This window comes from Pedobacter frigidisoli (assembly GCF_032678525.1).
GTDB classification, from domain to species: domain Bacteria; phylum Bacteroidota; class Bacteroidia; order Sphingobacteriales; family Sphingobacteriaceae; genus Pedobacter; species Pedobacter frigidisoli_A.
The window spans coordinates 393,431-419,150 of record NZ_JAVTSE010000003.1; the positions used below are offsets into that span (position 1 = coordinate 393,431).

Sequence of the window (25,720 nt, forward strand, 5' to 3'; positions counted from 1 at the left end):
ACTACTGCTTATTCCAGAAAGTGAGTTCGCTCATATTACTATAGCCTGAACCGGTTACGGTATGCAGTACCCTGATGCGGATGTAACGAACTGGCGGGGGGTTCGCAATCAGGTCAAATTTCATGGCATTTTTACCATCATCTGTACGGGTAATATCTTTTAATAAAGTCCAACCTTTTGCAACCGCTTCGGCCTTCCAACCCGGGTTATCAGCCCTTAAATTTGTAGTGGCATTGGTCAGGTCATTTATCCCCCACACTTCAAATCGATCCGGATTATTGCAGCAATCGCGGCCTACTTCTTCAATCTGGGCCAGGTTGTTGTAGGTTTTCCCCATATCAAAGGTGAGTACGTGAGCAATATAACTGCCATCACTATGAAAGATGTTAGGGTAACCCTGCGGGCCATTGCTATTGTCCCAAAGCTTGCTGATGCTGGTTCCGGATTCATAGGTATTTACATCATTTGGCAAACGAACTTCCCGGAATAATGATTTATCGCATTGTGCAAAAGTGAATATTTTGGGGAAGGTAGAAAAGTCGCTAACGCTGAATACATCCAGGGAGCCCAGGGATGGGATATAGGACGATTTATAAAGCACATCAGTTCCTGATTTATAATCATTTAAAGTGATGGACAAATCCTTTGCCGCCAGTGTTTTCTCCGTAACCACATTGCTGGTGTTGGTATACCGGATGGTGGTGCCTACATTGATGGTGTCGGGTACATTAAAATTTAACTGAACAGAACCGTTGGCATTGAGCACGTAAGGCTCAGTAGCATTGAATGGACGGTTTAACAATGCACCCTGATATAACGGTCCGTAAACCCTTACGTTGGGCGCTTCAATAGGAATTGATTTTCGCCCCTGTGCATCGTAGGATAATACGGTGAAGGTATAGGTATATTCACTTAAATTCGGAATAATTACCTTAATGGTATCCAGCGGGTTATGAGAAGTGGAATTCACGCTTATTGAATCGACATTATTATTCCACTTAATTACATATTTGGTTACACTTGGATCCGGACTCGGATTGAACCACAAGCCGGTACGCAGGTTGCCTGCTTTAGCTACAATTTTCGAAACTTTTCCCGGGTAAACAGTTTCGCCGTTTTTAAGAAATTCCTTGAAGGCGACATCATCTTTAGTACAACTGATGATAATGGTTGAAATGAGCAGCACCGCCAAAACTATATATCTGTTTTTCATTTTTTCTTTACTGATTGGTTTGAAGAATGATTATCGGGCATCACCGTAAAATGCCATTTCCATAGCATGTGCAAAGGTACCGTTAGACCATGTGGTGGACACACTTAAACGCACATACCGGACTTTAGGGCTCACCAGCGGTACGTTGAAGCTCACCCCTGCTTTAACAAAATCGTTATCGGCAGTAGTATGGGCAACTGGTGTGGCGCCTGAGGGTGGTGGCGGATAGTTGTAATTACCCAGGTTTGTCCAGTCGCCTATTACCGTACCTTCCGGAGCGGACATAGGCAGACTGGCATCTCTCGGAGCCGTTGCATTTGAACCCCATAATGAAAACACTTTCGGATTACCATGTCCATAAGCAAACTTATCACTTCCATCAGGACGTTCCCAAAGAATAAAGCGACTGAGCTTTGCACTCACACCCAATCCAAATGTTGCAATTGCAGGCATCGCACCACCTGGCGCGGTATGCCAGCCATTCGAACTTCCGTCGGTTCTTCCATCCCATAGATAGGGTAAATCCCAACCGTAAGCAATTACCCCGTCAGATGGCAGGCGGTAACTCGCAAACTTATTTCTATCCAGAATGGATTCAAAAAGCGGGGTGATCGTCTTATAAGTAGTGTCGGATATGTTTCCATAATTATCAATCACATAATAGCCAATTCTTTTCTCCACCGGTTGATAACCCCGAACCGAATAATCTATCGTTGCAAGTTTGGAGAAATTCTGATCAATCACATCAGATACGTTGCCTTCGAAGCCTAACAGGATTACGCCTAAGTTGGCTTTACCTGGGTTGCTTCCGGTAATTTTAATACCACCAAAGTCTGCCTGGGCATTAATCGTAGGTTTAACAAGCAGATATGGAGGGGTATCCGGGTTTACTTTAACGATTAGCGGATCAGACTTCACATTGGCCCTGCTTACTGTATAAAGTGTGACGTCATATTGTTGTTTTTTAGCAAACCCTTCTACCGTGATGGTGTCGGAATAGTAGCTCGATTTGGTTTCACGCGTAGTCACGCCATTAATTTTGTATTGCGCCAGCACATAAAGTATATTTTGAGAATTAGGAAGCGAATAGGTAATATTGGCTCCTCCATTATAATTCTGCACTTTAACATTGCTCACCACGGCCGGCTTGGACATATCAGTTGAGGCCGGCTCGTTATAGGTTTCCATCTTTTCGCAGGCCATCAGGCAAACGATTGGAAACAACATGAGCGCTATCCATTTATTTATATTTTTCATTTTCTTAAACTTAAGATTAACAACCTATTTCAACTACCAGAAAGGATTTTGCACAAGATTCGGGTTCACCACCAGATCGTAGCTTTTAATTGGCCACAGATAATCTTTAATCCCAAATACAGGTATAAACTGAGTGGCGGGGCGGTAGTAATTTATCGCATCTGCATTATTGATGCTCCAGCCCTGTAAGGGCGTAGTGAGTACGGCCTGCAGTTCTTTCCATCTTCTTAAATCCCATCCACTGTGCCCTTCAAAGCATAATTCAATTCGTCTTTCCTGATGAATAATTTGTCTTAACCCTTCTTTGGTATTAAACTTATTCGGGTTTCTGGAGTAGTTTGTCCATGAAGCCTCAATCCCTCTTAAACCCGCCCTTGCCCTTACACGGTCTACATAGGTAAATACTTCAGTTACTGGTCCGCCCACTTCATTCAGTGCTTCTGCATAGAGTAGATATAAATCGGCCAGTCTGATTAAAGGCATGCGGTACGCAAATGTCTGAAATCCATCATCGTAAACTGAGGCGTAGCTGACCAGTTTTTTAGGCCAGTATCCTGTGATGTTCAGGCGGATATTATCGCTGGGTGCAGCAAAGCCGGAACCTCTTGCGGACACGTGGTAAAGCGGGCGTTGGGCATCGTTCTGATTGATGCGCCCATTGCCAAACCAGATCCCGCCATCGAAAGCCATATCCGCATAAAACCTGGTTTCGCGGGCAAAGTGTCCTTTAATTGTTTCATAGCCTTCCTTAATATAATACCTGCTGGCATTATCTCCAGCCATAATGGTATTTCTGCCAGCATAATCCCAGGTTTTATCTTCTGTAATCGGCACACCATTTACGGTGTAGAAAAGTTCTTGCGTTGCAATAGGTGCAGAAAATGTTGAGGGATTGGAAAATGCGTTTACAGCCGAATTTGCAGTAAGCCTGGGGGTAGCAAAGCCCTGATATCCGAAGGCAGGATTAGAGGCCCAAACGATTTCTGAATTGAGCTCCCACTTCTCGGTAACTGCATTCTGAACATCAAGTTCCCTCTTCAGCGAATCAGAAAGCGTTCCGATGGTTGTTGGTGAAGAAAAGGTATACAACTTTATGCCTTCCCCTTCAGCAGCAACGATAGCGGCTTTGGCTGCATCGGCTGCCTTGCGCCATTTCTGGGCATCATATGCCTGCGGAAACAGGCTGATGCCATCCTTATCCCTGAAAGATGCGTAATCAGGATTTCCATTGAAAAGCGGACTTGCAGCGGTAGCCAATACATCGGCCTTTACCGACAGTGCGATTACGCTGGTTGCACGCCCTAATTCAGTTGCCTGATTGGAAATAGTAGCTGGCAAATCGGGAATGGCCTCATTTAAAAGTGATACAATATAATCTACAGATTCATCGACCGTAGAGCGTTTAATCCGCACTTCATCAGTACTTGCTGAAATGGACAGATTGGTTTTAATCAATGGTATTGGCCCATACATTTTAAATAACATGTAATGATAATAGGCTTTTAAGAACTTTGTCTCTGCTATCCATCTTTTTTTATCATTTGCTGATAAATCAATGGGCTTATCGATGTTTTCCAGCATGATATTACAAAGCCTGATGGATCGGAAAAAGCTATAGCTCCCTTCATTCCCATCCCAGGCATTTAGCCCTGGATTGGCCGTATTCTGCGTACCACGCAACAAATTAAAACCTACCCGGTTAAAACCCAAATAGTTGTCGAGTGAATTGGAATAAATGAGCTCTCCTGATGTGGTGAAGCCAGGATTGGTGGCCATGTCAGTAGAACGTTGCAGATATGCATAACAACCATACAGGTAATTCTCGGCTTCATTTCTGTTTCTGAATGCATAATCCAGTGTACCCAGATTTTCAGGGGTAATATCGAGGTATTTTTTGCAAGAATAAATGGAACATAACAGTACCAACGCACAGATATATGTTGAATATTTTTTGATCGCTTTCATTATAGTGTTACGTTTAGGCCAACATTGAATACTTTTTGAATGGGATAGGCAAATCCATTACCACCTTGTTCAGGATCCCACATTTTAAATGGCGACCAGGTTAGCAGGTTTAAACCATTGAAATAGATGCGGGCTGAGCTCAACCTGATTTTGTTGGAAACCCGCTGTGGAAGTGTATAACCAACCTCAACAGACTTTAATCTGATTAACCGGCCATTTCTCATCCACCAGGTACTCGTTTGGCGGTTATTTTCTAAATCTTCTTTAGTCACCGATAAGCGTGGGTAAAGCGCATATAAGTCCTGGTTTTCGGGCGACCAGTGGTTATTGGCAAACTCCTGCAATAACTGGGTGTTCCCGAAATAATCGCCATCACCGCCATCGAAAGGGTTTACTTTTCTTTTTTCATCTGTAGGTACGAATGGGCTTATTTTTTCCGGTTTAATAAAGAAAGTCATCCGGCCCTGTCCAGTAACAAAAGCCGACAGATCGAATCCTTTGTAAGATGAACTGAATCCGAAACCATAAACGAGTTCAGGCGACTGAGGAAAACCGATATAAGCTTTATCTGCATCATCGATTTTACCATCGTTATTCAGGTCTTTGTACTTAATGTCCCCTCCTCTTGGCGGCTTTCCGCCGGTAGAAAAAATCTGAGTAGGAGAATTGGCTACCTCTTTATCATCCACAAATAAACGTTCGGCAATGTAGCCATAGTTACGGCTAATCGGCTGTCCTGTAGTATACCGGTAGGCTTCTGCCCATTGCGGTTCTTCGAAATTAACGTATTTGTTTTTGGCGAAAGTCATGTTTCCGCGAACCGCAAAAGAGAAATCATTTGCATTAAACTTATAATCGAGCGATAAGTCCATACCCCTTGAGCGGGCGATACCGATATTGGCACCAATGTCGGGCAGGTTCGTATTCGGGTCTATTGCCTCGAGACCTAAAGTAGAAGGCACGTTTCTTCTGGGCATGTAAATATCGTAGCGGTAGTTATTGTACACCTCGGCAATTACACTTAAATTTTTAAACAGGGTAGCTTCTAAAGCGATATTGGTTTGCTGAGAAGTTTCCCATGTAATATTGGTATTCTCGTAACTATTGATGTATACACCCGGACGTTCGGAGGCACCATTAAAACCAAACTGTGCGTAGTTTCCTCCACCGTTCAGGTTAACGTCAGATTTGTAAAAGAAACGCTGTGATCCGATAGCATCATTACCTACAATACCAAAACTTCCGCGTAACTTTAAGCGGTTAACCACGTCTGCAATCCCACCTTTCCAGAAAGGCTCATTCGACACGATCCATCCACCACCAATGGTTGGGAAGAAACCAAAACGATGATTTTCTGAAAACCTTTCCGATCCGTTATAGCCAAAATTACTTTCAATGAAATATCGGTTTTTATAAGAATAGGTTAAACGCCCGGCCAGGCCGATGTTACGGTAAGGGAGCGAATATTGTAAGGTTGGCTGATTATTTTTAGGATCTCTGGCGTTGTTGTATCTGGTTTGCTGTGCGGTTCCAATTAGTGTTCCGCTTACGGTATGGCTGCCAAATGTCCTGTCGTAATTCATTGATGCCTGCGCGTAAAGGAAAGTATTTACGGTTGGTGAACCTGGATAATAGGATAAATATTCCCGCGAAACATTTAGCGGGGCCGTTACAGACGGATTTAACCAGTTGAGTGTATATTGATTTGATTGCCTGTCGTAAGAACCTACATTGTAATAAAAAGGAGCATAAGCCATTGAGGAATCAAAGTAAGAATACCTGTTGGTACTGAATATAGAACGGAATGTTAACCCTTCCGTTAAAAAATCGAGTTTTTGATTTACCTCAAATTGTGCCGACATTCTGGATTCGGAAGAGTTTTTATGTCCCATCAGCATCTGGGCATATGGATTGATATTCCGGATATCGTTTGCGGCATTCCCAACCGTATTGCCAAACAGGATATGTTGGGCATTCTGATTGGCCTGATCCGCAGGAAAATAAGCGGGAAACAACACCGGACTGGTATGAATGGCTGCATTATATAAATCTGTAGAAAAGCCACCATCTGAGGCTATTGGCCCATTGTATTCACTAAAATTACCGGATAAACGAACAACCATCTCAGTGGTTTTAGTTAAGTCGATGTTTACATTTGAACGCAACTGATAGTTCCTGAATTTGATATTGTTGTCGTTGTTATTGCGTTCATCTTCTTTTAACACACCATTATCAAGGTTATAGGAACCGGCAACGTAATAGCGTGCTACCCCGCCACCACCACTTATGCCTAAATTGGCACGTTGAGTAGATGTTCTCTTTTTAAAGAGCATATCCAGCCAGTTTACCGCAGGATAAACGTATTCATTATAACCTGACGATTTGTTGATGGTATTTTGGGTATTGATAATTTTGTTCTGATTAAAAACGGGATCCATGTTCCGACCGATGGCCGCCTCGTTAAAAAGCTTCATGTAGGTAACCGGGTCGGCAAGTTCCAGATTCTGAGTAGACTGACTGGCAGACTGCTCTAAACGGAAGCTGATTTTAGCCTTGCCTTCTTTACCAGACTTGGTAGCAACTAAAATCACACCATTGGCACCACGGGCACCATATAGTGCAGTGGCACTAGCGTCTTTTAGTATCGAAAAACTTTCGATATCATCTACCTGTAAGCGTGCAAGATCGGAAGAGGTAAGTTCCACATTATCAATAAGTATGAGTGGATCCTGCTTATAGCCGAAGGTAGTGACGCCACGGATAAAAAACTGGGAGTTGTCTTGTCCGGGCTGACCACTACGCTGATAACCTATCACACCAGCGATTTGTCCGGATAAAGCATTAGTTAAATTACTGGAGGGGATTTTAAGGTTGGCTACTTTGACAGTAGTAACTGACCCCACCAAGGCTTCTTTTCTCTGGCGCTGGCCCAATGCCGTAATCACCACCTCATCGGCCAGGATATTATCCTCGATCAGTTTGATATTGATTACACTCCCCTCTCCAACGGTTACACGCTGTTCTTTATAGCCGACAAAAGAGAATCTGATCAACTGCCCCGGACTTACGTCTAGAACAAATTTACCATTGTTGTCGGTTTGGGTTCCAACGTTGGCCTGACTCACCACGGCTACCACTACACCCGGCATACCTATGCCTAAGGAATCGGTTACTTTACCTGTGATGGTTTTCTTTACTGGTGTTTGCGCAAACGTAGCGCTGCCCATAAAAAGCAGCAAAAACACCAGTCCATAAAGATGTTTACATTTTTTTTGTAGAGTTTGGCTCATACTTATTTGAATTATTTGGTTAGTTAAAGCAATGGATCAAATTGATTCCCGCATAAAAATTTAGAATCTGCTTGATCTGCTTTATGAAACCAAAACTAATACTATTGGAAGGTTGCTGAAATAGCGTATTCACTTATTATGATGGACTATTCAATTATTTTTTCTCAATATCTCAGTTCCATTATTTGTAAGCAATTGATATATTTGTTAAAGGCTGGTAAATCATCAACCGGTTCCAGTACAACTAACCAAATCATTCCACAAATGAAGAGAAAAGACGGATTTCAAGGGGAAAAACACATCTATATTCCGGAAGCCGCATGGAAAGCTGCGGCAGAGCATAATGTGTTTATGAGCAATCTGTACGTTACATCAATGGGTTATTTTCCAAATGCAGCGTTTCATTATCGCGACCGGCCTGAAGGCTGCAGTGAAAACATACTGATTTACTGCTTAAGAGGTAAAGGCTGGTTCTTGCTTGACGACCATAAAATGGAGGTAGCTGCAAACGAATACATCATCGTACCCACTACAAAAGTTAAAATGAGCTACGGTGCCGACGACCATGAACCCTGGACAATTTACTGGATTCATTTCTGTGGAAAGGATCTGGAGGAATTTAATAGGGGATTTAATCTGAAGCTGTATGATGGTGCAAAGCCTATTCATTTGAATGAAAAAGGAATTCAGATCTGGGAATCGATGTATCAAAACCTTCAGCTGGGCTATAACAAAGATAACCTGAGCAATATCAGCCTATGCCTTTGTCATTTACTGGCGACTTTCTTTTATCCGGAAAAACATACGAGCGTGAAAGACCAGGATGAGCGTGATATGATTAAGAAAACCATTGATTATATGCACCAGGCTTTAGCCAATAAAATTACACTGGAAGATCTCGCCGCGATTAATAACCTGTCTGTTTCTTATTTTGCCAGTTTGTTTAGAAAAGCTACTGGTATGCCGCCAATGGATTACTTCATCCACCTTAAAGTAAGAAAAGCCTGCGGTTTACTTTTCAGCACAGAAATAAAGATCCGCGACATTGCCAGCAGCCTGGGATATGAAGATCCCTTTCACTTTTCGAGGTTATTTAAAAAAAGCATGAGGGTATCCCCTCAGGTTTACAGGGAATTGAGGCGTAAAAGGTCAGAAGCTTCCTATTAGTGTCTTTGGAGCGTTATTTGATTCAAATAGTTCAATTTGTATCAAACAATTTGGCTAAAATACTATTTTAGTACATTAAATTAACATCCTCCAATTATGAGCTCCAAACTAAAGAAGTTTCTTCTGCTATCTAACGTCGTCCTGATCCTGATTCATATCGCTTACTTTGCATACGGCTTTATTCATTTTCCCGGAGTAAAAAACATCAATATCTACACAGAATTCTACCGTTTTAAATTCTATGATGAGGTTTCTATTTCGCACTTTTTCATTGCTGGATTATTTCTGCTAATTACCCTTATTTTACTCATTCGCAATCATTCGAGAGTACACTACAGTGTAAAACAGCTGCTGCTAATCGGAGGGGTATTGCTGCTAACGGTAGCCAACTCGCTCACTTTTTTCATGAGCTACAGTTTTGGCATGAATGCCAGTCTGAAAAATGAACTCCCTGAGAAAAAATTAAATGCGGATAAAACGCTGCTGAATGTATTAAATTCATTTTTATATCCAGTAGGCGCCTACAATTCAGAAAGCATGTTTAAGGTAACCAATATTTTATACCCAGATCCTTACCCTATTATAGAGGAACAGGATACCCCCTTTTACGATCCGGCAAACAAAGAATCATTTACAGTGCAAACGGTATACTACAGCATTGATACGTTAAAGTTAGCGGAAAAAAGTTTCGACAAGATGAAAAAGTCTGCCGATACAATATCTAGCCTGCTTGGCTTTGGAAAAGCAGAACTAGCAAATCGGATAATATCACAAAAAACGGAGAATGACAGCACTGTAATTATCTACAAAGGTCGTGAAGTGAACCCACAGTATGATGACAGCGTATGTGTTTTTCTGGAAACCAATAACCTGATCAGCCCAATCAACGGAATCGACATCAAAATGCAACAGCAGCAAAATGCAGTTAAAAGGTATAATCTCCTTTACAGAGCACCATCTGATTCTTTGCTCCGCGCCTTCAAATCGCTCGATACGCTGCTCAAAAACTATAAAATTGAATCTTACCTTCAACCAGCAGCCTTAATTAAAGATGTTTATCATATCCGGGATGGCAATCAGCAATCGGTAATTGAAATGCAAAACCGGTTCGAGCGAAACCAGTTAATTGATAAAATAAAGACACTGGACCGTTTATTCTACCAGCCTGCGTTTTTTCATTCATCTATCCGCCCAATCTTTTTCTGTGTATTACTGGGTACCTGGTTATTTGGCTTTTTAATTTTTGTGATCGTGAATTACAGGAGAAGAGCAAAGCTGTAGCAACATTTTTTTTTCTACCTTGAAATCATCGCATTACGAACCCGAAAGAAAATATTATCCAAAAATACTTTGATTAATGAATCTGGTTCCTATCTTTGCAGTCCTTTAGACATCCTAACTGCGGAAGTGGCGTAATTGGTAGCCGCACCAGACTTAGGATCTGGCGCTTCACGGCGTGGGGGTTCGAGTCCCTTCTTCCGCACAAAAGCCGCTTCGATAAATATCGAAGCGGCTTTTTTTTTAAACGGCTTCCCGCATCACCGGACGTGCGTACATCCGCTTTTCAATCATCTTCCTAAGTTTTTTGCGATAATCTTCTCCAAGCCACTGGCGATAGTTTCTGGTAACGCTCCCCAGGCATTTGCAAAACTCTTTTATTCTCCAATCGATTTCTTTATTCAATAGGAGGCTCAAATCGAAAGCAGACTGTACGGTAGCTGCATTATCCATGCACATTTGCACGTGTTGCTCAATGGATTGGCTTATGACGGTCATGGCCTTTTCTTCCTGATGGATGGCCTGCTGATAATGTTGCAGCACGTCGAATGAAATTTCCAGGCTATTGGGAAACGATGCCCGCAGTTCTGAGGGAATATGATGAATGTCCTGAACCGATTTAGACAGCTGATGATGGTATTTCTCGGGAAAATGAAACACATCATTCCAGTCTACCGGCTCTTCCCAGTGCCCAAACCTTTCCACATTATTACCGAGATCGATAATGTTAAAACGTTTTTTATTTTTCATCGCACGTGCACCCCTGCCAACCATTTGATGGTAGAGCGTAAGTGAAGTGGTAGCACGGTTCAGGATTACGGTTTGTATCGAAGGCTCATCGAAACCAGTGGTGAGAATGGATACAGAGCTTAATATCGCGCCTTTCGTTTTCTTAAACCATTTCAGGATATCCTTACGCTCGCCGGCCTCGGTTTTATTGTCGAGGTGCCTGATGGGATAGCCCAGAGCCATAAAAGTTTCCGTCACGAGCCGTGAAGTAAAAATACCATTATTGAAGATGAGGGTTCGTTTACCTTTTGCGTGAGAATCATATGCTCTGATCAGAAGATCGAGCATGGGCTTGCTGCTGTAAAGCTCATCGGAGGTGCTTACTGAAAAATCGCCACCCGTACCAGTGGTAAGGGTGTTGAGTTCGACTTCATAATCAAAGGTACGTGGTTTGGCTAAAAAGCCTTTAGCAATCAGCTCGTCAATCGTCGGACCGGAAATCAGCGTATGGTAATCTTTGTTCAATGGAAGCTCAGGATCGGAAGAGAAAGGGGTTGCCGTTACGCCAATAACCGACGCCGAAGGAAACTGATCGAGCAGTTTCCTGAATGAATTATGGTGTGCTTCATCCACAATCACAAGACCTATATCCTGTGTATTAAGCAGATTATCAGCTATACGGTTATTGAGGGTTTCCACCATCGCAACATAACAGGGATAGCTATCCTTTTCTTGTATTCGCTTCACCCCGCTGTTGATAATCCTGCACTTTACCCCTACCGATTTCAGTACACCGGCGGTTTGGGTACTCAGCTCTTTTCTATGGGTAAGTACTATTGCTTTCCCTTTAAAGTACTTAAGGTAACGGGATACGATCTGCGAAAAGATTACTGTTTTCCCTCCTCCCGTAGGCAACTGATACAATACCCTGCAATGCCCCTCGCATTCAGGTTGTTGTAATTGAGTAAATAAGGTATCAATGTCTCTGATCTGATAATCGTAAAGTGCCCCATGCGGGTTTATATCGGTAGTGATGATGCTGTCCATGTCCCTACAACTCCTGTGAACCATTAAAGGTTTAGCATTTTTTTGATTTAGATGGATAAGTTGTACCTCATACTCACTTTACGGGAAATCTGGCATATACCAGTCAGTATGCCTGGTTTCGGTTAAAGTTCCCCCTGCAGATGATGTGTTTGGCGCTGTGGGTCTGTTGATGCAAAAGCCAAATGGAGTTTTTCCTGAAGGAATTTAATCTGCTCTTCATTGATACTATTTCTTCTTTTTCCGAAATACATGGTATTCTCAACCGCAACATAACCCTCCCACAGCACTTTTAACTCTCCCGAAGCCAGCGCCTCACGGCAAATAAAATCGGGCAAAACTGCCAGTCCTTCACCGGCCGACAAGCAACGGATGATAGAAAACTTATTGGGAACGATATAATTAGGAACAAATTCAGGTAGCAAGCCGAAATTTGCCTTCCAAAACTGATTTAGCAGTCGCATGTCAGAAGCGGTATTGTACCAGATCTGCTGCTGAAACCAATGTAAAAGCAAGCTCTTATTTCCGGTGTCTAATGATTCCCAAGTGGAAAGGTCGGTATTCCTGCCACAAACAATCATAAGTTTCTCAGATGCGAAGGGCTCATACTCCAGATTGGGGCTGCTTTTCGTTTGCGTAGCCAACACGAGGTCTATACCGCCGTTCTCCAGTAACTCGGTTAGCTTTTCATTTTCACCAAACTGCATGATAAGATTAAAATCAAGAGAAGGAATATGTTTTTCCAATGCCTGCTGAAAACTTTCTACGCACATGCCAACACTTACCGTAGGCCGATCCGCACCTGATTTACGTCTGAAACGTCCTTCAATTTCCTCCAGGATATGTAGTGAATGCTGCAATTGCTGGTAAAGTAAATGTCCCCGTTCGGTGGGAACCATTTTCCGGCTGGTACGCTCAAAAAGCGTGTACCCGGTGTAGGTTTCAAGTGCATTGAGGTGCAGGCCTACTCCTGGCTGTGAAACATAAAGCTGTTTCGCTGCACCACTTAAAGTACCTGTCTCGTATATCGATTTAAAGGTTCTAAACCATTCTAAATTTGCCTGCATCTATAATATTAATTATACCAATTCAAAAATACTATTATTTTTATTACAGTAACAAGGTGTTTACTTTTGGTGCCATTAAAGAAAAAGATATGCAAAAGATATTAGTTATAAACGGAGGAAAAAAGTTTGCCCATTCAGGTGGGCAGCTGAATGATGAGATCACCAGCTGGGACAAATGGTTTTTCAGTGCTGATAAGGGCTTTGAGATAATGATCACAGCGCCACATCTGGAGAATTATGATGCAGCAACCGAAGTGGAAAAATTCGTTTGGGCCGATGTGATCATTTACCACTTCCCCATCTGGTGGATGTATATGCCAAATTCCCTAAAGAAATATATCGATGAGGTATTTACAGCCGGGCACCGGAAAGGCCTGTACTATAGCGATGGACGCAAAGCGGTTGATCCGGAACGGAATTATGGAACGGGTGGAATGTTACAGGGTAAAAAATACCTGACTACCACCACCTGGAATGCGCCTAAAACGGCTTTCATTCTGGATGAGGAGTTCTTTAAGGGAAGAAGCGTTGATGATGGTGTATTGTTTCCTTTCCATAGGATGAATGCCTTTTGTGGCATGGAACCCCTTCCCAGCCTCCATTTTCACGATGTAGAAAAGAACGGATCGCCGGAGCTCGTAGCCAAATTTAAAGCTGTATATGAATCCCACCTAAAATCTATATTTTAATTATAACAATGAGCATGCTAAGGCATGCCCATTGACTGTTCTCATCAAAATTCCTTTCTGCCCATTGAAGACTTCAACAACAGGCTTGAATTTCAGAATATAGAGAAGGGGGATGTGTTGCTACAGCCTGGGCATGTTTGTAAGAAACTGATTATCGTTAACACCGGCTTTCTAAGGGTGTTTAATATTAAAGATGGCAACGAGCAGATCAATGGCTTCTTCGGCCCCGGATCGATCGTATTTCCGGTATCCACCTACCACCTTCTGCAAAAAAGCAATCAGGCCATTTCATCAGAAACTTCCGGTAGTATTTTCTGCATATCTCACCATGAATGCCGTGCCCTGGAAGAAAAATACCCGGAGTTTTTACAATTCAGTAAATCTCTTTCTGACCAGCATATTATAACGCTCTCTAAGAGAGAGAAAGCAAACAGATTAGGTAATGCAAAGGAAATGTATTTATACCTGTGTAAAGAAGAGCCTGAACTCCTACAGAATGTACCGATTAACCATATTGCTTCTTATCTGGGTATTTCAATACAGAGACTTAGTGAAATACGTTCCGAAATAGCCAAAGAAAGATTGATCTGAAAGATTCAGGTATTTAAGAAAACATTAAATAACAGGCACAGCATTATTGAAAGTAATCTGAAGGATTTTTTTTCAGCAATCATCTAGATTAGCATGAATCATGCTAAGCAATTGCTTTTCAACTGAAAAGCATACCCTAATGGATCAAATTTTATCATAAAGAAAAAGTAACGTAAGGGTTATCAGCTGGTGGAGATGCAGATTATACAATTATCGAAGCCTTCAGGCGATCGAGCAAACTCATGTCGTTTGGCGAAATGATGATTTTGTCTCCCTGCTGTGTTCGGAGAAGAATCCGGTTCTTCTTCTGTGTAACATACCAGGTCATGCTGCCAATTTTAGTGTTATAAAATTTTCCATAGTAACCGAAAAGCCCTCCGTTACCGAAAGTCCTGATGGTTCCTGAAAAGTCCGTTGAATCAATAAATCTTATTTCTGTAATGTCGGCCAGTTTAATTACTCTGTTACCCATTAGACGGTGAATAACAAGCGTATCTCCGGTAACGGAATATTTCCTGGTACTGTATAGATAACTACCGATAACAGTTAACACAAAGAGCAATAGAACTCCGCCGTGTATCAGGGTTGTTTTGACATCACCATTTGATGAAATTATTGCGCTTACGTTCTTCTGCCCTATTGCGATGAAGACAATTAATCCGCCTGCGGTAATGACTTTACCAAATGTGTCAAGTAATGCTTTGTATTCCATAGGGTTAAGATCTATCCTTCGCGAGAGCTGTTTTCGAGTTCGTTATTTAAAAGGCTTTTTGGTCAAAAGACCGCTATCTCAAATATAATAGAAATTGAGAATTATTGGAGTATATACTTGAATTACAGCAAAATTAAAATGATCGCTACCGCGTGTGTATTGAACCGTTTTTAGGCACAGCCAGCGAAAACACATAAACGGAAAGGACAAATGCCAGGATACCGAATTTACCACCAGCAACATATTGAGTGCTATAGCATGTTTCAGCAATACCAGGATAGTGGAAATTGTGTAATAGCATAAGGTTTTCGATAACGTCAAGGCTGCCTGCTAATACTCCTAATAGCAAATTTAGCCGCAAGAGTTCGTTTAACCAGTAACGCTGTTCTCGCTGCATTCTCGCATTTGATAAGGTAACGATCAGGAGTACATAAACTGGGATGAACCAGAAGTCGGTATACGTATTTCTCCTGGCGATTGTGACGAGCTGTTGGTCGCCTTCAGATAGCTCGTGCCAGCTTTGAACGATTTCTGCGGTTTTCTGCTTGCTGGCAAATTCAATATCAAGTATACCATAACCACTGCCCCGCAGCAATACTTTGCCCTGAAAATACATGATGCCCGACAAAACAAATAATATTATAATGAATATATGTTTCATGGATTGTTCTCCTTATTTAAATCAGTAACCCGGATTACCGCATCGCCGGTTTTATCAGGATTATTAATACATTGAATAAATGCCTGGGCTGTCTCTTTAAAATGGGCCGGCAGCGGGTGAAGTTCATCCGTCCAGCCATTTTCGCCCACGCTGTCGCGGGAGTCAATGTGAAACACCCTGTTCTCCCCCAGTCTTACTTTGAAGATGCGCCCAATATCGATCATCATTTCGTTGAAAAGGAAGATCATGGCGAACACGATTTTCCGCTGGTCGCCGGAATCATAAATACCTCTTAGTTGAAGTGGTGTTTTGAGCCAGCTACCATGCCCCAGAAAGGTACGGGCGAAAGTGCGGTACCACTTAAAGGGATTTAACCCTACCCATCGCTGATCATTGGGAATGGCATAATCGTAGCCCTGAGTGATGATCTGAATACCCGGAAATTTACTTGTTGCAGGTTCGTTTTTGCCGGAGTTAAGGATACCATTAATAAGGAAATAATATTGCAGCTGGAAGAAGCCGAGCAGGGCATAAAAATCTTTGGATATGAATTTGACGCCGTCTTTGAAATCAGCCAGTTGCTGACCGTTCAATGGCCGGGAAGCACTTTTGAAAAGGTATTGTGCAAATTCACTGTGTTCGAATTCATCGGAATTGGCCAGGTGGGTTACCATGGCAGCAATACGGTTATTCCCAACCAGGTCATTCCCGCCACCGCTGATAATGAATACATCGGGTTGTAAGGTAGAAAGGTGTTCTACATATTTTTTAGCACTGATCATATTCAGGAGCCAATCACCACCAGAAGCCACCGAATACACTGCCATGTTTTCTTCCATCGAAATCCAGTCAATTACGTCGCTAAGCAAAACAGGGTAATTGAACCATGAATCTCCCTCCACCACAATCACGCGGTTTTTAAGTCCGTTCTTTTTTGCAATGTGTTTACGGAAGTTGGCTTTTACTTTCTTCACGAAAAGATGGTTTCGCCTGCTGTTTTTCAATTTGTCAACCCAGTTCATCACCGGCGCCAACGCAGCAAGTTTACGAACCTGTTCGATATTGAGGTCGTAAATTTGCTGAATGATGTTTGCGAGATCAATTTCGTCAATCTCAGCGCGCAGAACACCGAGCTCATCACGAGAAATACGGTTGGCCAGGAGTTTTTGGATTAACTCGTTTTTCACCGTTGAAGGCATGTCAAATTGTTTTCGAATCATGATTGCTTTGGTAGCTTGTTACTATGCTGTTGACGTTTGGTCATTTAAAGATATACATATCAAACTGTTACCACAAAGTATTTGCAAGGGATTTAGGCAAATTGGATCAGCATATTTACAGATTGACCGCCCTTTTGGGCAAGACCAATTAAGTGATAAAAAATAATTTAGATTATCATTTTTAGGGTATCTTTCAATATATTCGGATAAGAAATCGAAGAAAAGACAATAACCGTTCTAACCTAAAAAAACGCGCTATGAAATACGGACAATTACTCACCGGGCTCTTAATTGGTGCTTTGATCGGCTTTGGGCTGACCTTGTATTTCTTTGAAGGCGCGCAATTAATAGTGATATCCCCTGCGAAATCTGTCAACAGTACTGCAACCAATCAAAAGTGGAGTTGGCCAGATAGTCTGGACGCAATCAACGCTGCTCCGGCAAATCATCAGGTTGTATATGAAGACAGCAGCGTTAGGGTACTGGCCGTTCTACTTAATGGCAAACAATCGGAACCTATCCATACCCACAAATGGAAAAGTATCATGTGGATTGCAAAACCAATAGTTCCATGTCAGATTAATAACTACCTGAAGAACGAGTATGGAAAGCTGGTAAAGAAAGATAGTCTGTTGATTAAAGAAATGCCAGTGAATGCTGGTCAACTACTGGATCCTGAAGGCCCGACGTCAATTAAAAATTTAGGATCGGACAGTGGCGTTGCTTATCGCGTAGAGTTTAAGAAGGGATTCGTTAACTGAAAAGCCTGAAACATGACTTTTAAAAGAAAATATACGTTTTGTGACGAGCACCTTAGTTGGATGGAAATTACGTAAACCCACATGCGCGATGATATTGTTACGCTTTGAGGGAATGAAGGGAAACTTTGGCTGGTTTTTATTTGTTAAGTAATCACATCAACTACAATATTATGATTGACAACGAAGAAAAAAACGAACAGCAGACCAACCAGGCTGCTCCAAATACTGGTTTGGATACAACAGGTGGCAACACCATTAAAAATCCTGACGACTGGACTACCGGCGATGAGCCAATGACCGGCGCACAGGGATCGTACCTGAAAACACTTTCTGATGAGGCTGGCGAAGAGTTTGACGACACGCTTACCAAGTCAGAAGCGTCAAAGCGCATTGATGAACTGCAGCATAAAACCGGCCGTGGTTTAGATCAAAACAAATAATATAGCGCAAACTGGAATCAAAGAATTTTGATTCCAGTTGCTGATTTAAATGATTGAAGATTTAGCGGATAGGTTACTGCTTCTTTAGTACGATGTACTTTTTGCTACAGTCGGCCAGCTTTACATAATAGTTCATAGAGTTGCCGTAATTTTGAAGGGTAATCGAATGATCCTGAAGTAAGGCATCTACACCTACGGGTAAATCTAAGCCCTCTTTTGCTTTGGGTTCACCTTCATCATCCAGTTCCCCTTCATATTCGCTCCATTCAATGCCTTCGAGTGTGATGTAGTAACCATTATTTTCAGCGGTCGTTTCAACCGAAAGCTTTCCTTTCAACGACCTGCTATCGGACGTGAAGGAATAAGTATAGCCTTTAGCATCCTTCGAAATGGTAATTGTCATCGAGCATTTATCGGTTTCTACCGGCTCGTTTACAATGTTATAGGTACCTGCAATTTCATCTGCTGGGCCAGATGATGGAGAGATTTGCTTTGGAATGTGTTTAGCGTATTGAACCGAATCGCTTTTTATCAAACTATCTTTTATACCACCCGACACCGCTGGGGGGTTATTGTCGGTGCAGCTGAACAGTATAATTGTAAGGGAGGAGAACAGTATGATAAGGGAGCGTTTTGAAGTTAGCATATTCGGGAATGTAGTGAAAACCGTTAGAACTTACGGAGTTGTTGTTATTGAAATACTGTTAGTGAAATATTGATGCAAGCTTATTGATTAAAGCTTCTCTTTTGAGATCTTTTGCAATGATTATACCTTCGGGAGAGATCAAAAGGTTTGCTGGAATCGTAGTAATACCATACAGCTTGTACACCGTATTATTGCTCCCTTTAAGATCGGAAAGTTGCGGCCATATCAATCCATCCTCTACAATCGCTTTCAACCACTTTTCTCTGTCTTTCTCTTCATCAATTGATACACTTAATACAGTAAAACCTTGGTTTTTATATTTCTGATAAGCTGACAATACATTTGGGTTTTCGGAACGGCAGGGGCCGCACCAGGATGCCCAGAAATCGAGCAGCACAAACTTCCCTCTATAATCAGAAAGCTTTACCGGTTTTCCCTTATCGTTTGGTTGAATAAAATCAACCGCAGTCATGCCTACCGTTATCTTTTTGCCTAACTGGATTTTATCACTAATTTCTTTTCCCAGTACTGATGATTTTATCTGTGGCGACAGTGTACTGAAACTGCTATCTACTTGTTTTAACCAGCGACTATCTCTCACCAACTCTTTCAATGTGATAAGACTTACATATGATGTGGGATGCTCATTTACAAAATTCAATTGTACAGGCACCATTGCATCAAGTTGAGAATGGAATTCGCGCCTGATGCGGGAAACAAATGCGGTATCCCTTTTCTCTTCAGGCGTAAGTTCTGATGGGTCGCGAAGGGTAAGCATATTTTCGAAATAAGGCTGAAGGGCCCCTTTAAGCACTGCATAATCTCTATTTAAGGCAGTACCACTATTTATCGAATGTCGGAGGGTGTCGATTGATTTTAGCACAATGTTACCGGTTTCCAGATATGCTGTTGCTGCATCGTAAACAATGTCGGCGTATTTTGGGTTCTGATTGCGATAAAGACTTGCCCTTACAGGTGATGAAACATTTCCGCTAAACTGAAATCTTTTATTAACTACAATTACTGAATCATCAACATAACCTTTTGGGCCAGGATAGGAAAGGAAAATTTTATCCCCATCGCGGAAACCTTCACCATAACCACTTAACGTAAACTTGTTTTGAGCAAAGCTGTAAGTGGAAGTGAATAAAAGCAATAAAATTAATCTTATTCTCATACACTAAAGTATTGATTCGTTGCTGGATATGCAAGGAAGGGTGGATTTGAATAGTAGATTTTAGAAATTTCTTGGCAGTCCAGACTGGATCTCCTATGATTACTACAGCCCCTTTGGGTGCTCTTTTTAAACAGAGGGGTTCGAATTGTAATCGATGTTGGTGAAATCGGTTTCCATTTGTTCTATAATTTAAGCACCCATTTCCAGTTTATACCCTTTACCCCGGATCACCACAATATTGACAGAGGCATCAGTTTCCAGTTTTTTTCTGAGTTTTGAAATGAACATATCCAGACTTCGCCCAACAATAACGCCTTCATCTTCCCAGATTTCCTTTTGCAGCCGGCTTCGCTCGATGGTTTGATTTGGCTGGCGTGCGAAAATACGGAGCACCCGCGTTTCTGTCCCCGTAAGATCGATCGTATTTTCATCTATCTGAAGCGTTTTTTGCTGCTCATTGAAAAGTATCGAACCAAGCATGAATACATCATCGGGCAAATCATCAGGCAGCGATTTTATCGGCTTAGCGGACTTCAAAACAACAAATCCAACGAAGGCCTAGAATGACAGGCTACCAAGCCAATACTCTTTGTTAGCCGGATGTGATCCCAAGGGTTTGAATTTAATATTGATCACGTATGCTGCTTTAGGTTGCATCCTTCCTTTACAGGAAATGATATCCTCACCTTTATTTTTGGAAATGGCATAACCATATACTACCGCACCACTGCCCCTCTTGAATACATTAACCACATAATCTTTCGCGAGTGGATCGTGGGCCAGCAGATGCCGTGTGGTATTTACCAAATCATCAGGCAAAAAACTCAACTCATGCTCAAAACTGATTTGATATTCGTTTTCATCAATCTTTTTCACGGGCAGCACCCTGGATATACGATCACCCGATTTTAACAGCAACTCATGCCCTATTTTGCGGAGTAAGATTTCTCTTTTGGATCGATCGAAATCATCAACACCGCCCGTGCTGTAAGCCACACAAATAGCGGAGATAAAACAAAGTAATATCAATCCGACCATATATTTATGGTTTCCGGTAAACAGATTTCGAGCGGTTTGCATGTGATCAGGTTTTATTTACAAAGTTTACAATTTTATTTACAATCCAGATTAGGCTGTAGGAAAGATATCAAAGTAATTTCGCTGAACCAATTTAAAAAACATGAAAAATACAACGAATGCTTTTTGTTTCCTGCTCTTTTTGATGGCAGTAATATTTCTTCAGTTGCCAGCAAGAGGACAACAAAAAAACGACGCTCAGGATTCTGTTTACACTGGCGATTTACCACTTACTCCTATCCCGAAAGGTATTGTGAGAACAATTAAACGAGACAGTAATGGCAATATGTGGATTGCTTCATGGAGTGGTGTTTTTAAATATGACGGAAAAACATTTACGAATGTGACCAGCGGTGTGAGTTCGGCACGCTTCTTTTCTGTTTTGGAAGATAGGAAAGGCAATTTCTGGTTTGCTTCTGTGGGTTCGGGCATTTATTACTACAATGGGAAATCTTTTCAGAACTTTACAACGAAGGATGGGCTGGCCAGCGACAGAGTGACTCATATTTACGAAGATAAGAGTGGCGATGTTTGGTTTGGAACAGAGAATGGGGTAAGCATTTATGATGGTAAAGCTTTTCAAAATATCAAAATGAATAAGGCCACTCCCCTTGCCCAGTCTGATTCTGTTCACAGCTCCGCTTACCAGCACACGCTTCAGAAAGACAGCTGGATGCACAATGATGTGAATGGCATTATCGAAGATGAGAGAGGGAGATATTGGATCGCGACACGCGGTTACACTACCATTTATAACGGAAAGACGTTTATCACTTTAACCAATATTGATGGTAAACCTTTGAACAATATGCGTTCCATCATTAAAGATAAAAACGGCAATATCTGGTTGGGCGGTGCAGATGGGCTTTGGCGCTACAACGGCAAAACGTTTACTTGTTTGACCAGAAGATTTGTAGGCTACATCGATGAAGATAAAAACGGAAACATCTGGACAAGTTCCGAACGCGCTGACAATACCAGCACGGCAACTGGAAATAGCGTGAAAGGCCCTGCCTGGGCGCTTACACGCTATGACGCGAAATCGCTAACTGACCAAATACTAATGACCACTGAAATTGTGTATAAGCCCATGATCTTCGGAATTCAGGAAGACGATGAAGGGAATATCTGGTTTGGTGATTTTGATGGAGTACACCGGTATGACGGTACGGCAATCAAAGACTTCAAGTAGCTTTTATAACTACTTAGAAACCAAGGCCATTTTGGTATCGGTTTTGAATGGCTTCTTCAGTTCTCGGAATCAGGACGTCCAGACCAAAATCGATCACCTGTGCCTGCACGTCGTCAATAAAGGGGCGGAAGCTTTCATTGTAAGCTCTAAAGGCCTCTTCGTGGTTCAAATGATATTTTTCGAAAGCGGTTGCCAGTGCCGCTGCGCCATCTATAGCCAGTGAACCGCCTCTTCCAGCTGCCGGAGAGGCACAATAACCTGCATCACCCACCAGTGCAACACGACCTTTGGTCCACGAAGGCATCTTCATCTGACAAAGCTTGTCGAAGTAAAATCCATCAGTTTGCTGCACTTCTTTGAGTAATTCCGGAGTTCGCCAGGCCGTATCCTTGAATTGATCCAGAATAATTTCCCGCATTTGCTTTTCATTACGGTAATCATAACTGATCTCTTTCTCAGAATGAAAGCACAGGCAAATATCCGTTTTACCGTTATAGGCATTAAGCATAACAGTTTTACCAGTTTCGCTGTACATCTGCGTGGTATTTTCGGGGATAAACAGTTTGTTTACAATCGTAATGGAAAAATAAGCTTTGAGGAAATGTGAGAATAAAGCTTCATCTCCAAACCAGTGCTTCCGAACGGCAGAATGGATGCCATCACAACCGAAAACTAAATCGAAGGATTGTGGGCCTTTATTTTTAAAGGTGACATCCATATGTGTTGCCGTTTCTTTCAGGCTGGTGATGCGCTCATTAAAAATAAAAGTCGTATTATCCTTTATTGCCTCATATAGCAGATTTAACAAAAAATCCCGTTCAACCTCATACTCCACTTCATCAGTTTCGGCCTTGTCTTTCGCCCGGAAATCAACCAGTTGGGTAACATCATCTGCATTTTTAAATGACATCGATTCCATGTGCAGTTGGTTGGCAACAATTTGATCGAACAGTCCCATGCGTTTAACGATGTCAATTGTATTCTCCATGATGTTAACTGGCGTTCCGCCATTTTTAATCCCTGATGCAACCTCCACTATTGTGACCTGATAGCCAAGTTTGTTCATCCAATGGGCCGTACAAAGTCCGGCAAAACTTGCACCGGATATTAAGATATTTTTCATGAAGACAAAGGACGGGTATAAAGGAAAAAGAGAATAGGCAGAATACAGGTAAAGCTTGAACTAATCGCGGTTTTTACTATGAAAGCTTACAGGCGCAATACCTGCAACCTTCGTAAAGAGACGCGAAAAGTACGGATAATCATCATAGCCCAGCGCAGCAGCTACTTCTTTAAGCGACTGATTCGAATGGCAAATGAGGCGTTTAGCTTCTAAAATTACCCTCTGCTGAATATGATAGGATACCGGCTGACCAGTGGTCATTTTAACACATTCATTGAGGTATGCGGCAGATAAGTTTAACCTTTCAGCATAATCTGCGGGCTTTTTGAGTGTTCTAAAGTGAACTCTAAGATCACTTCTGAAGGATCTGGTCACCTGTTCTGCGCGTGATAATTTGTCGCCAGGTTTAATCCTGCCTATACAAGAAACCATTAGCCCGACCAGTGCATTGCCGTGATCTTTTACCAGTGATTTATAAAACTGATCTCTTTCCCTGCCAGCGATTTGAATGCAAAGTGATGCGGCCGAAGACAAAAGGTTGAATGTTTCTTCATCTAATAAAACAGGTTCCGTAGGATTAATTTCTTCTAATACCCGAAGATATTCAAGGTTTAAGACCTCATCATTTACTGCCAGGGCACAAGCCTTTACTTCGTTGAAGCTAATAATCCGATGAACCTGATCAGGGTGCATGTAAACCATCGCCGGTGCATGAATATGATATCGTTTAAAATCAATTTCGAGTGCGACAGAACCTGCTTCGATCAGGAAAAAAGAATGCCTGTCGTGGCGTTCCGGTTGTTCCCACTCACCCATATCCGGTAAATCTTCAAAACTGAAGCGTTCGATACTAAGCCCGAGGCCATATTCATCGCCAAAGTGATTTACAGGTATAGATGGAGTTTTTCCAGGCATTGGCTAAAGATAAGCCAGCTTTAGTTTAAAACCTAACGTCAAACACACCATTGCGGATCACAATCGAATCCTGAAGGTTTTTGACATTGTATAATACACCATCCAGTTTGCCCCCGACAAAAGGAATTCCACTATCTTTTGGCATATCGTATTTTGAAATAACAATATGAAACGGCGACTTAACAGCGCTGGTGGTATATAACTTTGAATCTGGCCTACCCAGGTCGGTTACCAAAAAAATATGCGTTGAAAAATTCTTTTGGTAGGCATCACCATTTGCTAGCTGATATTCCTTTGGCCTGATATCGAATATTTGAAACTGCAGTTTTGAAGGGGATGTGGTGTTGAGAACTGTAGCCTGAAGGGCGACATTTACCGTATACATCTCATGTTGCGTACCATCAGCGTCGCCGATTATGGTTCTGCTGCCGCGGAAGATTTCTCTGTTTGTAGAATTTGATCCTTTTATATCTAGAGACTGACCAGCGACGTCTGCTTTGAAGTACTGTACATAGGGTTGCTTTTCTGTTGTCTCGGCGGGGTCTTTCTTACAGGAAAAGAGTAATACGGGAAACAAAAGTGTAAGTATTGTATTATGCGTTTTCATAGATAACAAATATAACAAATTCAAATCGAACGACTACTTCAAAATAGGTTTATAAGCTAAACAGGAAATCAAAAAAAGATTTAGATTTGACTATTAACTTATCTGTAAATTATTTTTGACGTTTCCTAATACACTCCATGAAAGCAAAACTTATTACACTGCTCGCCATTCTCGTTTTAACATCTATAGATTCCTTTGGAGGCTGGTACAAAATCTACAATTACGCTGGCGCTATTGATCATTACCCGGTTACCTTATCATTTCAGGTAAGAGATGGCTACTTTGGTGAGGCTGCTAAAAAAACTTTTAATGCCATTGGTATTTATAAGTATGACAAATTCAATAATCCTATCAGGCTAGAAGGCAGATTTAACCAAAAAACTAACGAGATTGAACTTTATGAGCTTGGGGGCAATGGGAAGGTTTCAGCAATCTTTCAACTCCGGTTTTCCAATCAGCAAGTAATTGGCACCTGGAATAGTGGAAAAAACAAACGAATAGTTAAACTTAAGCTTGACAATAAACTGAGCGATCTCTCAGATGAGGCATTTTAGGATATTGAAATCCTTCAGCTTGCATCGTTGAACGACTACTATTTTGTCGGTTTGTATGCAAAGAAGAGTACCGGTGAAGATGCAAATATGACCGCATTGAGGATCATTAACAAAAAAACCAATACTATTTTTCAGACGCTTAACTTTGAAAACATTGATACTCCTACGGGCAACATCATGACCATTATTTATGATAATGTTACCCTTAGTAATGGAAATAACTTCTACGTTTCCAATCAAATCGGGCGGGTTGGCGGCTACCTGAATGTAAGCTACAATGCCGATAAAAAGCGATTTATTTTAGATCCTGAACCGGTTGCTGAAGGGGTTAAAGGAAGTGAATAA

25 protein-coding genes and 1 tRNA gene are annotated in these 25,720 nt (G+C 41.8%); 10 read left to right on the forward strand and 16 right to left on the reverse strand.

The genetic code is table 11. The features are described from left to right. Position 1 precedes the first annotated feature (1 nt). From R2Q80_RS10720 to R2Q80_RS10735, 4 genes are read right to left on the reverse strand one after another with little or no spacing between them, the layout of a single operon-like run. Positions 2 to 1,213, reverse strand: a complete 1,212-nt coding sequence (locus R2Q80_RS10720) for a DUF4998 domain-containing protein (protein ID WP_316799598.1) — start codon at positions 1,211 to 1,213, stop codon at positions 2 to 4. A gap of 30 nt (positions 1,214 to 1,243) precedes the next feature. Beyond that, positions 1,244 to 2,470 carry a DUF5000 domain-containing lipoprotein gene (locus tag R2Q80_RS10725; RefSeq protein ID WP_316799599.1) on the reverse strand — a complete coding sequence of 409 codons (1,227 nt, stop codon included), beginning with the start codon at positions 2,468 to 2,470 and terminating at the stop codon, positions 1,244 to 1,246. Positions 2,471 to 2,503: 33 nt separating this feature from the next. Then, entirely contained in the window at positions 2,504 to 4,435 is a 1,932-nt protein-coding gene (locus tag R2Q80_RS10730) for a RagB/SusD family nutrient uptake outer membrane protein (protein ID WP_316799600.1), read from the reverse strand. Next, positions 4,435 to 7,725 (reverse strand): TonB-dependent receptor, encoded by a 3,291-nt coding sequence (locus R2Q80_RS10735; protein WP_316799601.1) that lies wholly within the window; start codon positions 7,723 to 7,725, stop codon positions 4,435 to 4,437. Before R2Q80_RS10735 ends, R2Q80_RS10730 begins: the two co-directional genes overlap by 1 nt. A 264-nt stretch (positions 7,726 to 7,989) precedes the next feature. Between R2Q80_RS10735 and R2Q80_RS10740 the strand changes: the two genes are divergently transcribed. The 3 genes from R2Q80_RS10740 to R2Q80_RS10750 all read left to right on the forward strand — a co-directional run bounded on the left by R2Q80_RS10740 (position 7,990) and on the right by R2Q80_RS10750 (position 10,375). After that, complete coding sequence (locus R2Q80_RS10740) at positions 7,990 to 8,892, forward strand: AraC family transcriptional regulator (protein WP_316799602.1); 903 nt, start codon at positions 7,990 to 7,992, stop codon at positions 8,890 to 8,892. A gap of 96 nt (positions 8,893 to 8,988) precedes the next feature. Next, positions 8,989 to 10,173, forward strand: coding sequence for a hypothetical protein (locus R2Q80_RS10745; RefSeq protein WP_316799603.1), 1,185 nt, complete (start codon positions 8,989 to 8,991; stop codon positions 10,171 to 10,173). Positions 10,174 to 10,293: 120 nt separating this feature from the next. Beyond that, positions 10,294 to 10,375 (forward strand) — tRNA-Leu (locus R2Q80_RS10750). A 38-nt stretch (positions 10,376 to 10,413) separates the two neighbouring features. Here R2Q80_RS10750 and R2Q80_RS10755 read toward each other — a convergent pair. Both R2Q80_RS10755 and R2Q80_RS10760 read right to left on the reverse strand, forming a co-directional pair. Beyond that, entirely contained in the window at positions 10,414 to 11,946 is a 1,533-nt protein-coding gene (locus R2Q80_RS10755; protein WP_316799604.1) for a DEAD/DEAH box helicase, read from the reverse strand. Positions 11,947 to 12,068: 122 nt separating this feature from the next. Continuing rightward, positions 12,069 to 13,010, reverse strand: coding sequence for a LysR family transcriptional regulator (locus tag R2Q80_RS10760; protein ID WP_316799605.1), 942 nt, complete (start codon positions 13,008 to 13,010; stop codon positions 12,069 to 12,071). A gap of 89 nt (positions 13,011 to 13,099) precedes the next feature. On the opposite strand from R2Q80_RS10760, the gene R2Q80_RS10765 reads away from it, so the two are divergent. Continuing rightward, the gene (locus tag R2Q80_RS10765) at positions 13,100 to 13,699 is read left to right on the forward strand and encodes an NAD(P)H-dependent oxidoreductase (RefSeq protein WP_316799606.1); all 600 of its coding nucleotides are present in this window, start codon (positions 13,100 to 13,102) and stop codon (positions 13,697 to 13,699) included. 24 nt (positions 13,700 to 13,723) lie between these two features. Beyond that, a complete protein-coding gene (locus R2Q80_RS10770; protein WP_316799607.1) occupies positions 13,724 to 14,290 on the forward strand; it encodes a Crp/Fnr family transcriptional regulator in 567 nt (188 codons plus the stop codon). 202 nt (positions 14,291 to 14,492) lie between these two features. Here R2Q80_RS10770 and R2Q80_RS10775 read toward each other — a convergent pair whose 3' ends face one another. The 3 genes from R2Q80_RS10775 to R2Q80_RS10785 form a co-directional block, all read right to left on the reverse strand. Further along, the gene (locus R2Q80_RS10775; protein WP_316799608.1) at positions 14,493 to 15,002 is read right to left on the reverse strand and encodes a PH domain-containing protein; all 510 of its coding nucleotides are present in this window, start codon (positions 15,000 to 15,002) and stop codon (positions 14,493 to 14,495) included. A gap of 145 nt (positions 15,003 to 15,147) precedes the next feature. After that, entirely contained in the window at positions 15,148 to 15,663 is a 516-nt protein-coding gene (locus R2Q80_RS10780) for a hypothetical protein (protein ID WP_316799609.1), read from the reverse strand. After that, entirely contained in the window at positions 15,660 to 16,883 is a 1,224-nt protein-coding gene (locus R2Q80_RS10785; protein WP_316799610.1) for a hypothetical protein, read from the reverse strand. Before R2Q80_RS10785 ends, R2Q80_RS10780 begins: the two co-directional genes overlap by 4 nt. Positions 16,884 to 17,140: 257 nt before the next feature. On the opposite strand from R2Q80_RS10785, the gene R2Q80_RS10790 reads away from it, so the two are divergent. Both R2Q80_RS10790 and R2Q80_RS10795 read left to right on the forward strand, forming a co-directional pair. Then, positions 17,141 to 17,644: a hypothetical protein gene (locus tag R2Q80_RS10790; protein WP_316799611.1), complete on the forward strand. Its 504-nt coding sequence runs from the start codon at positions 17,141 to 17,143 to the stop codon at positions 17,642 to 17,644. 170 nt (positions 17,645 to 17,814) lie between these two features. After that, positions 17,815 to 18,084, forward strand: coding sequence for a DUF3072 domain-containing protein (locus R2Q80_RS10795; protein WP_082120750.1), 270 nt, complete (start codon positions 17,815 to 17,817; stop codon positions 18,082 to 18,084). 73 nt (positions 18,085 to 18,157) lie between these two features. On the opposite strand, the gene R2Q80_RS10800 is transcribed toward R2Q80_RS10795, so the two are convergent. From R2Q80_RS10800 to R2Q80_RS10815, 4 genes are all read right to left on the reverse strand, one after another. Then, entirely contained in the window at positions 18,158 to 18,730 is a 573-nt protein-coding gene (locus R2Q80_RS10800) for a hypothetical protein (protein WP_316799612.1), read from the reverse strand. Between the two features lie 58 nt (positions 18,731 to 18,788). Then, complete coding sequence (locus R2Q80_RS10805; RefSeq protein ID WP_316799613.1) at positions 18,789 to 19,907, reverse strand: TlpA disulfide reductase family protein; 1,119 nt, start codon at positions 19,905 to 19,907, stop codon at positions 18,789 to 18,791. Between the two features lie 189 nt (positions 19,908 to 20,096). Beyond that, a complete protein-coding gene (locus tag R2Q80_RS10810) occupies positions 20,097 to 20,444 on the reverse strand; it encodes a winged helix-turn-helix domain-containing protein (RefSeq protein WP_316799614.1) in 348 nt (115 codons plus the stop codon). Between the two features lie 21 nt (positions 20,445 to 20,465). Next, positions 20,466 to 20,987 (reverse strand): hypothetical protein, encoded by a 522-nt coding sequence (locus R2Q80_RS10815; protein ID WP_316799615.1) that lies wholly within the window; start codon positions 20,985 to 20,987, stop codon positions 20,466 to 20,468. Positions 20,988 to 21,087: 100 nt separating this feature from the next. Here R2Q80_RS10815 and R2Q80_RS10820 point away from each other — a divergent pair, with 100 nt between their 5' ends. Then, a complete protein-coding gene (locus R2Q80_RS10820; protein WP_316799616.1) occupies positions 21,088 to 22,176 on the forward strand; it encodes a two-component regulator propeller domain-containing protein in 1,089 nt (362 codons plus the stop codon). 13 nt (positions 22,177 to 22,189) lie between these two features. Here the strand turns inward: R2Q80_RS10820 and R2Q80_RS10825 are convergent, their stop codons facing one another. Genes R2Q80_RS10825 through R2Q80_RS10835 form a run of 3 tightly spaced genes read right to left on the reverse strand, consistent with a single transcriptional unit; the run spans position 22,190 to position 24,821 of the window. Beyond that, the gene (locus tag R2Q80_RS10825; RefSeq protein WP_316799617.1) at positions 22,190 to 23,299 is read right to left on the reverse strand and encodes an FAD-dependent monooxygenase; all 1,110 of its coding nucleotides are present in this window, start codon (positions 23,297 to 23,299) and stop codon (positions 22,190 to 22,192) included. A gap of 60 nt (positions 23,300 to 23,359) precedes the next feature. Beyond that, positions 23,360 to 24,214 carry a helix-turn-helix transcriptional regulator gene (locus tag R2Q80_RS10830; RefSeq protein WP_316799618.1) on the reverse strand — a complete coding sequence of 285 codons (855 nt, stop codon included), beginning with the start codon at positions 24,212 to 24,214 and terminating at the stop codon, positions 23,360 to 23,362. Between the two features lie 25 nt (positions 24,215 to 24,239). Next, positions 24,240 to 24,821 (reverse strand): DUF5025 domain-containing protein, encoded by a 582-nt coding sequence (locus R2Q80_RS10835; protein WP_316799619.1) that lies wholly within the window; start codon positions 24,819 to 24,821, stop codon positions 24,240 to 24,242. A gap of 137 nt (positions 24,822 to 24,958) precedes the next feature. On the opposite strand from R2Q80_RS10835, the gene R2Q80_RS10840 reads away from it, so the two are divergent. Continuing rightward, the gene (locus R2Q80_RS10840; protein ID WP_316799620.1) at positions 24,959 to 25,375 is read left to right on the forward strand and encodes a hypothetical protein; all 417 of its coding nucleotides are present in this window, start codon (positions 24,959 to 24,961) and stop codon (positions 25,373 to 25,375) included. Positions 25,376 to 25,402: 27 nt separating this feature from the next. Then, the gene (locus R2Q80_RS10845; RefSeq protein WP_316799621.1) at positions 25,403 to 25,720 is read left to right on the forward strand and encodes a hypothetical protein; all 318 of its coding nucleotides are present in this window, start codon (positions 25,403 to 25,405) and stop codon (positions 25,718 to 25,720) included.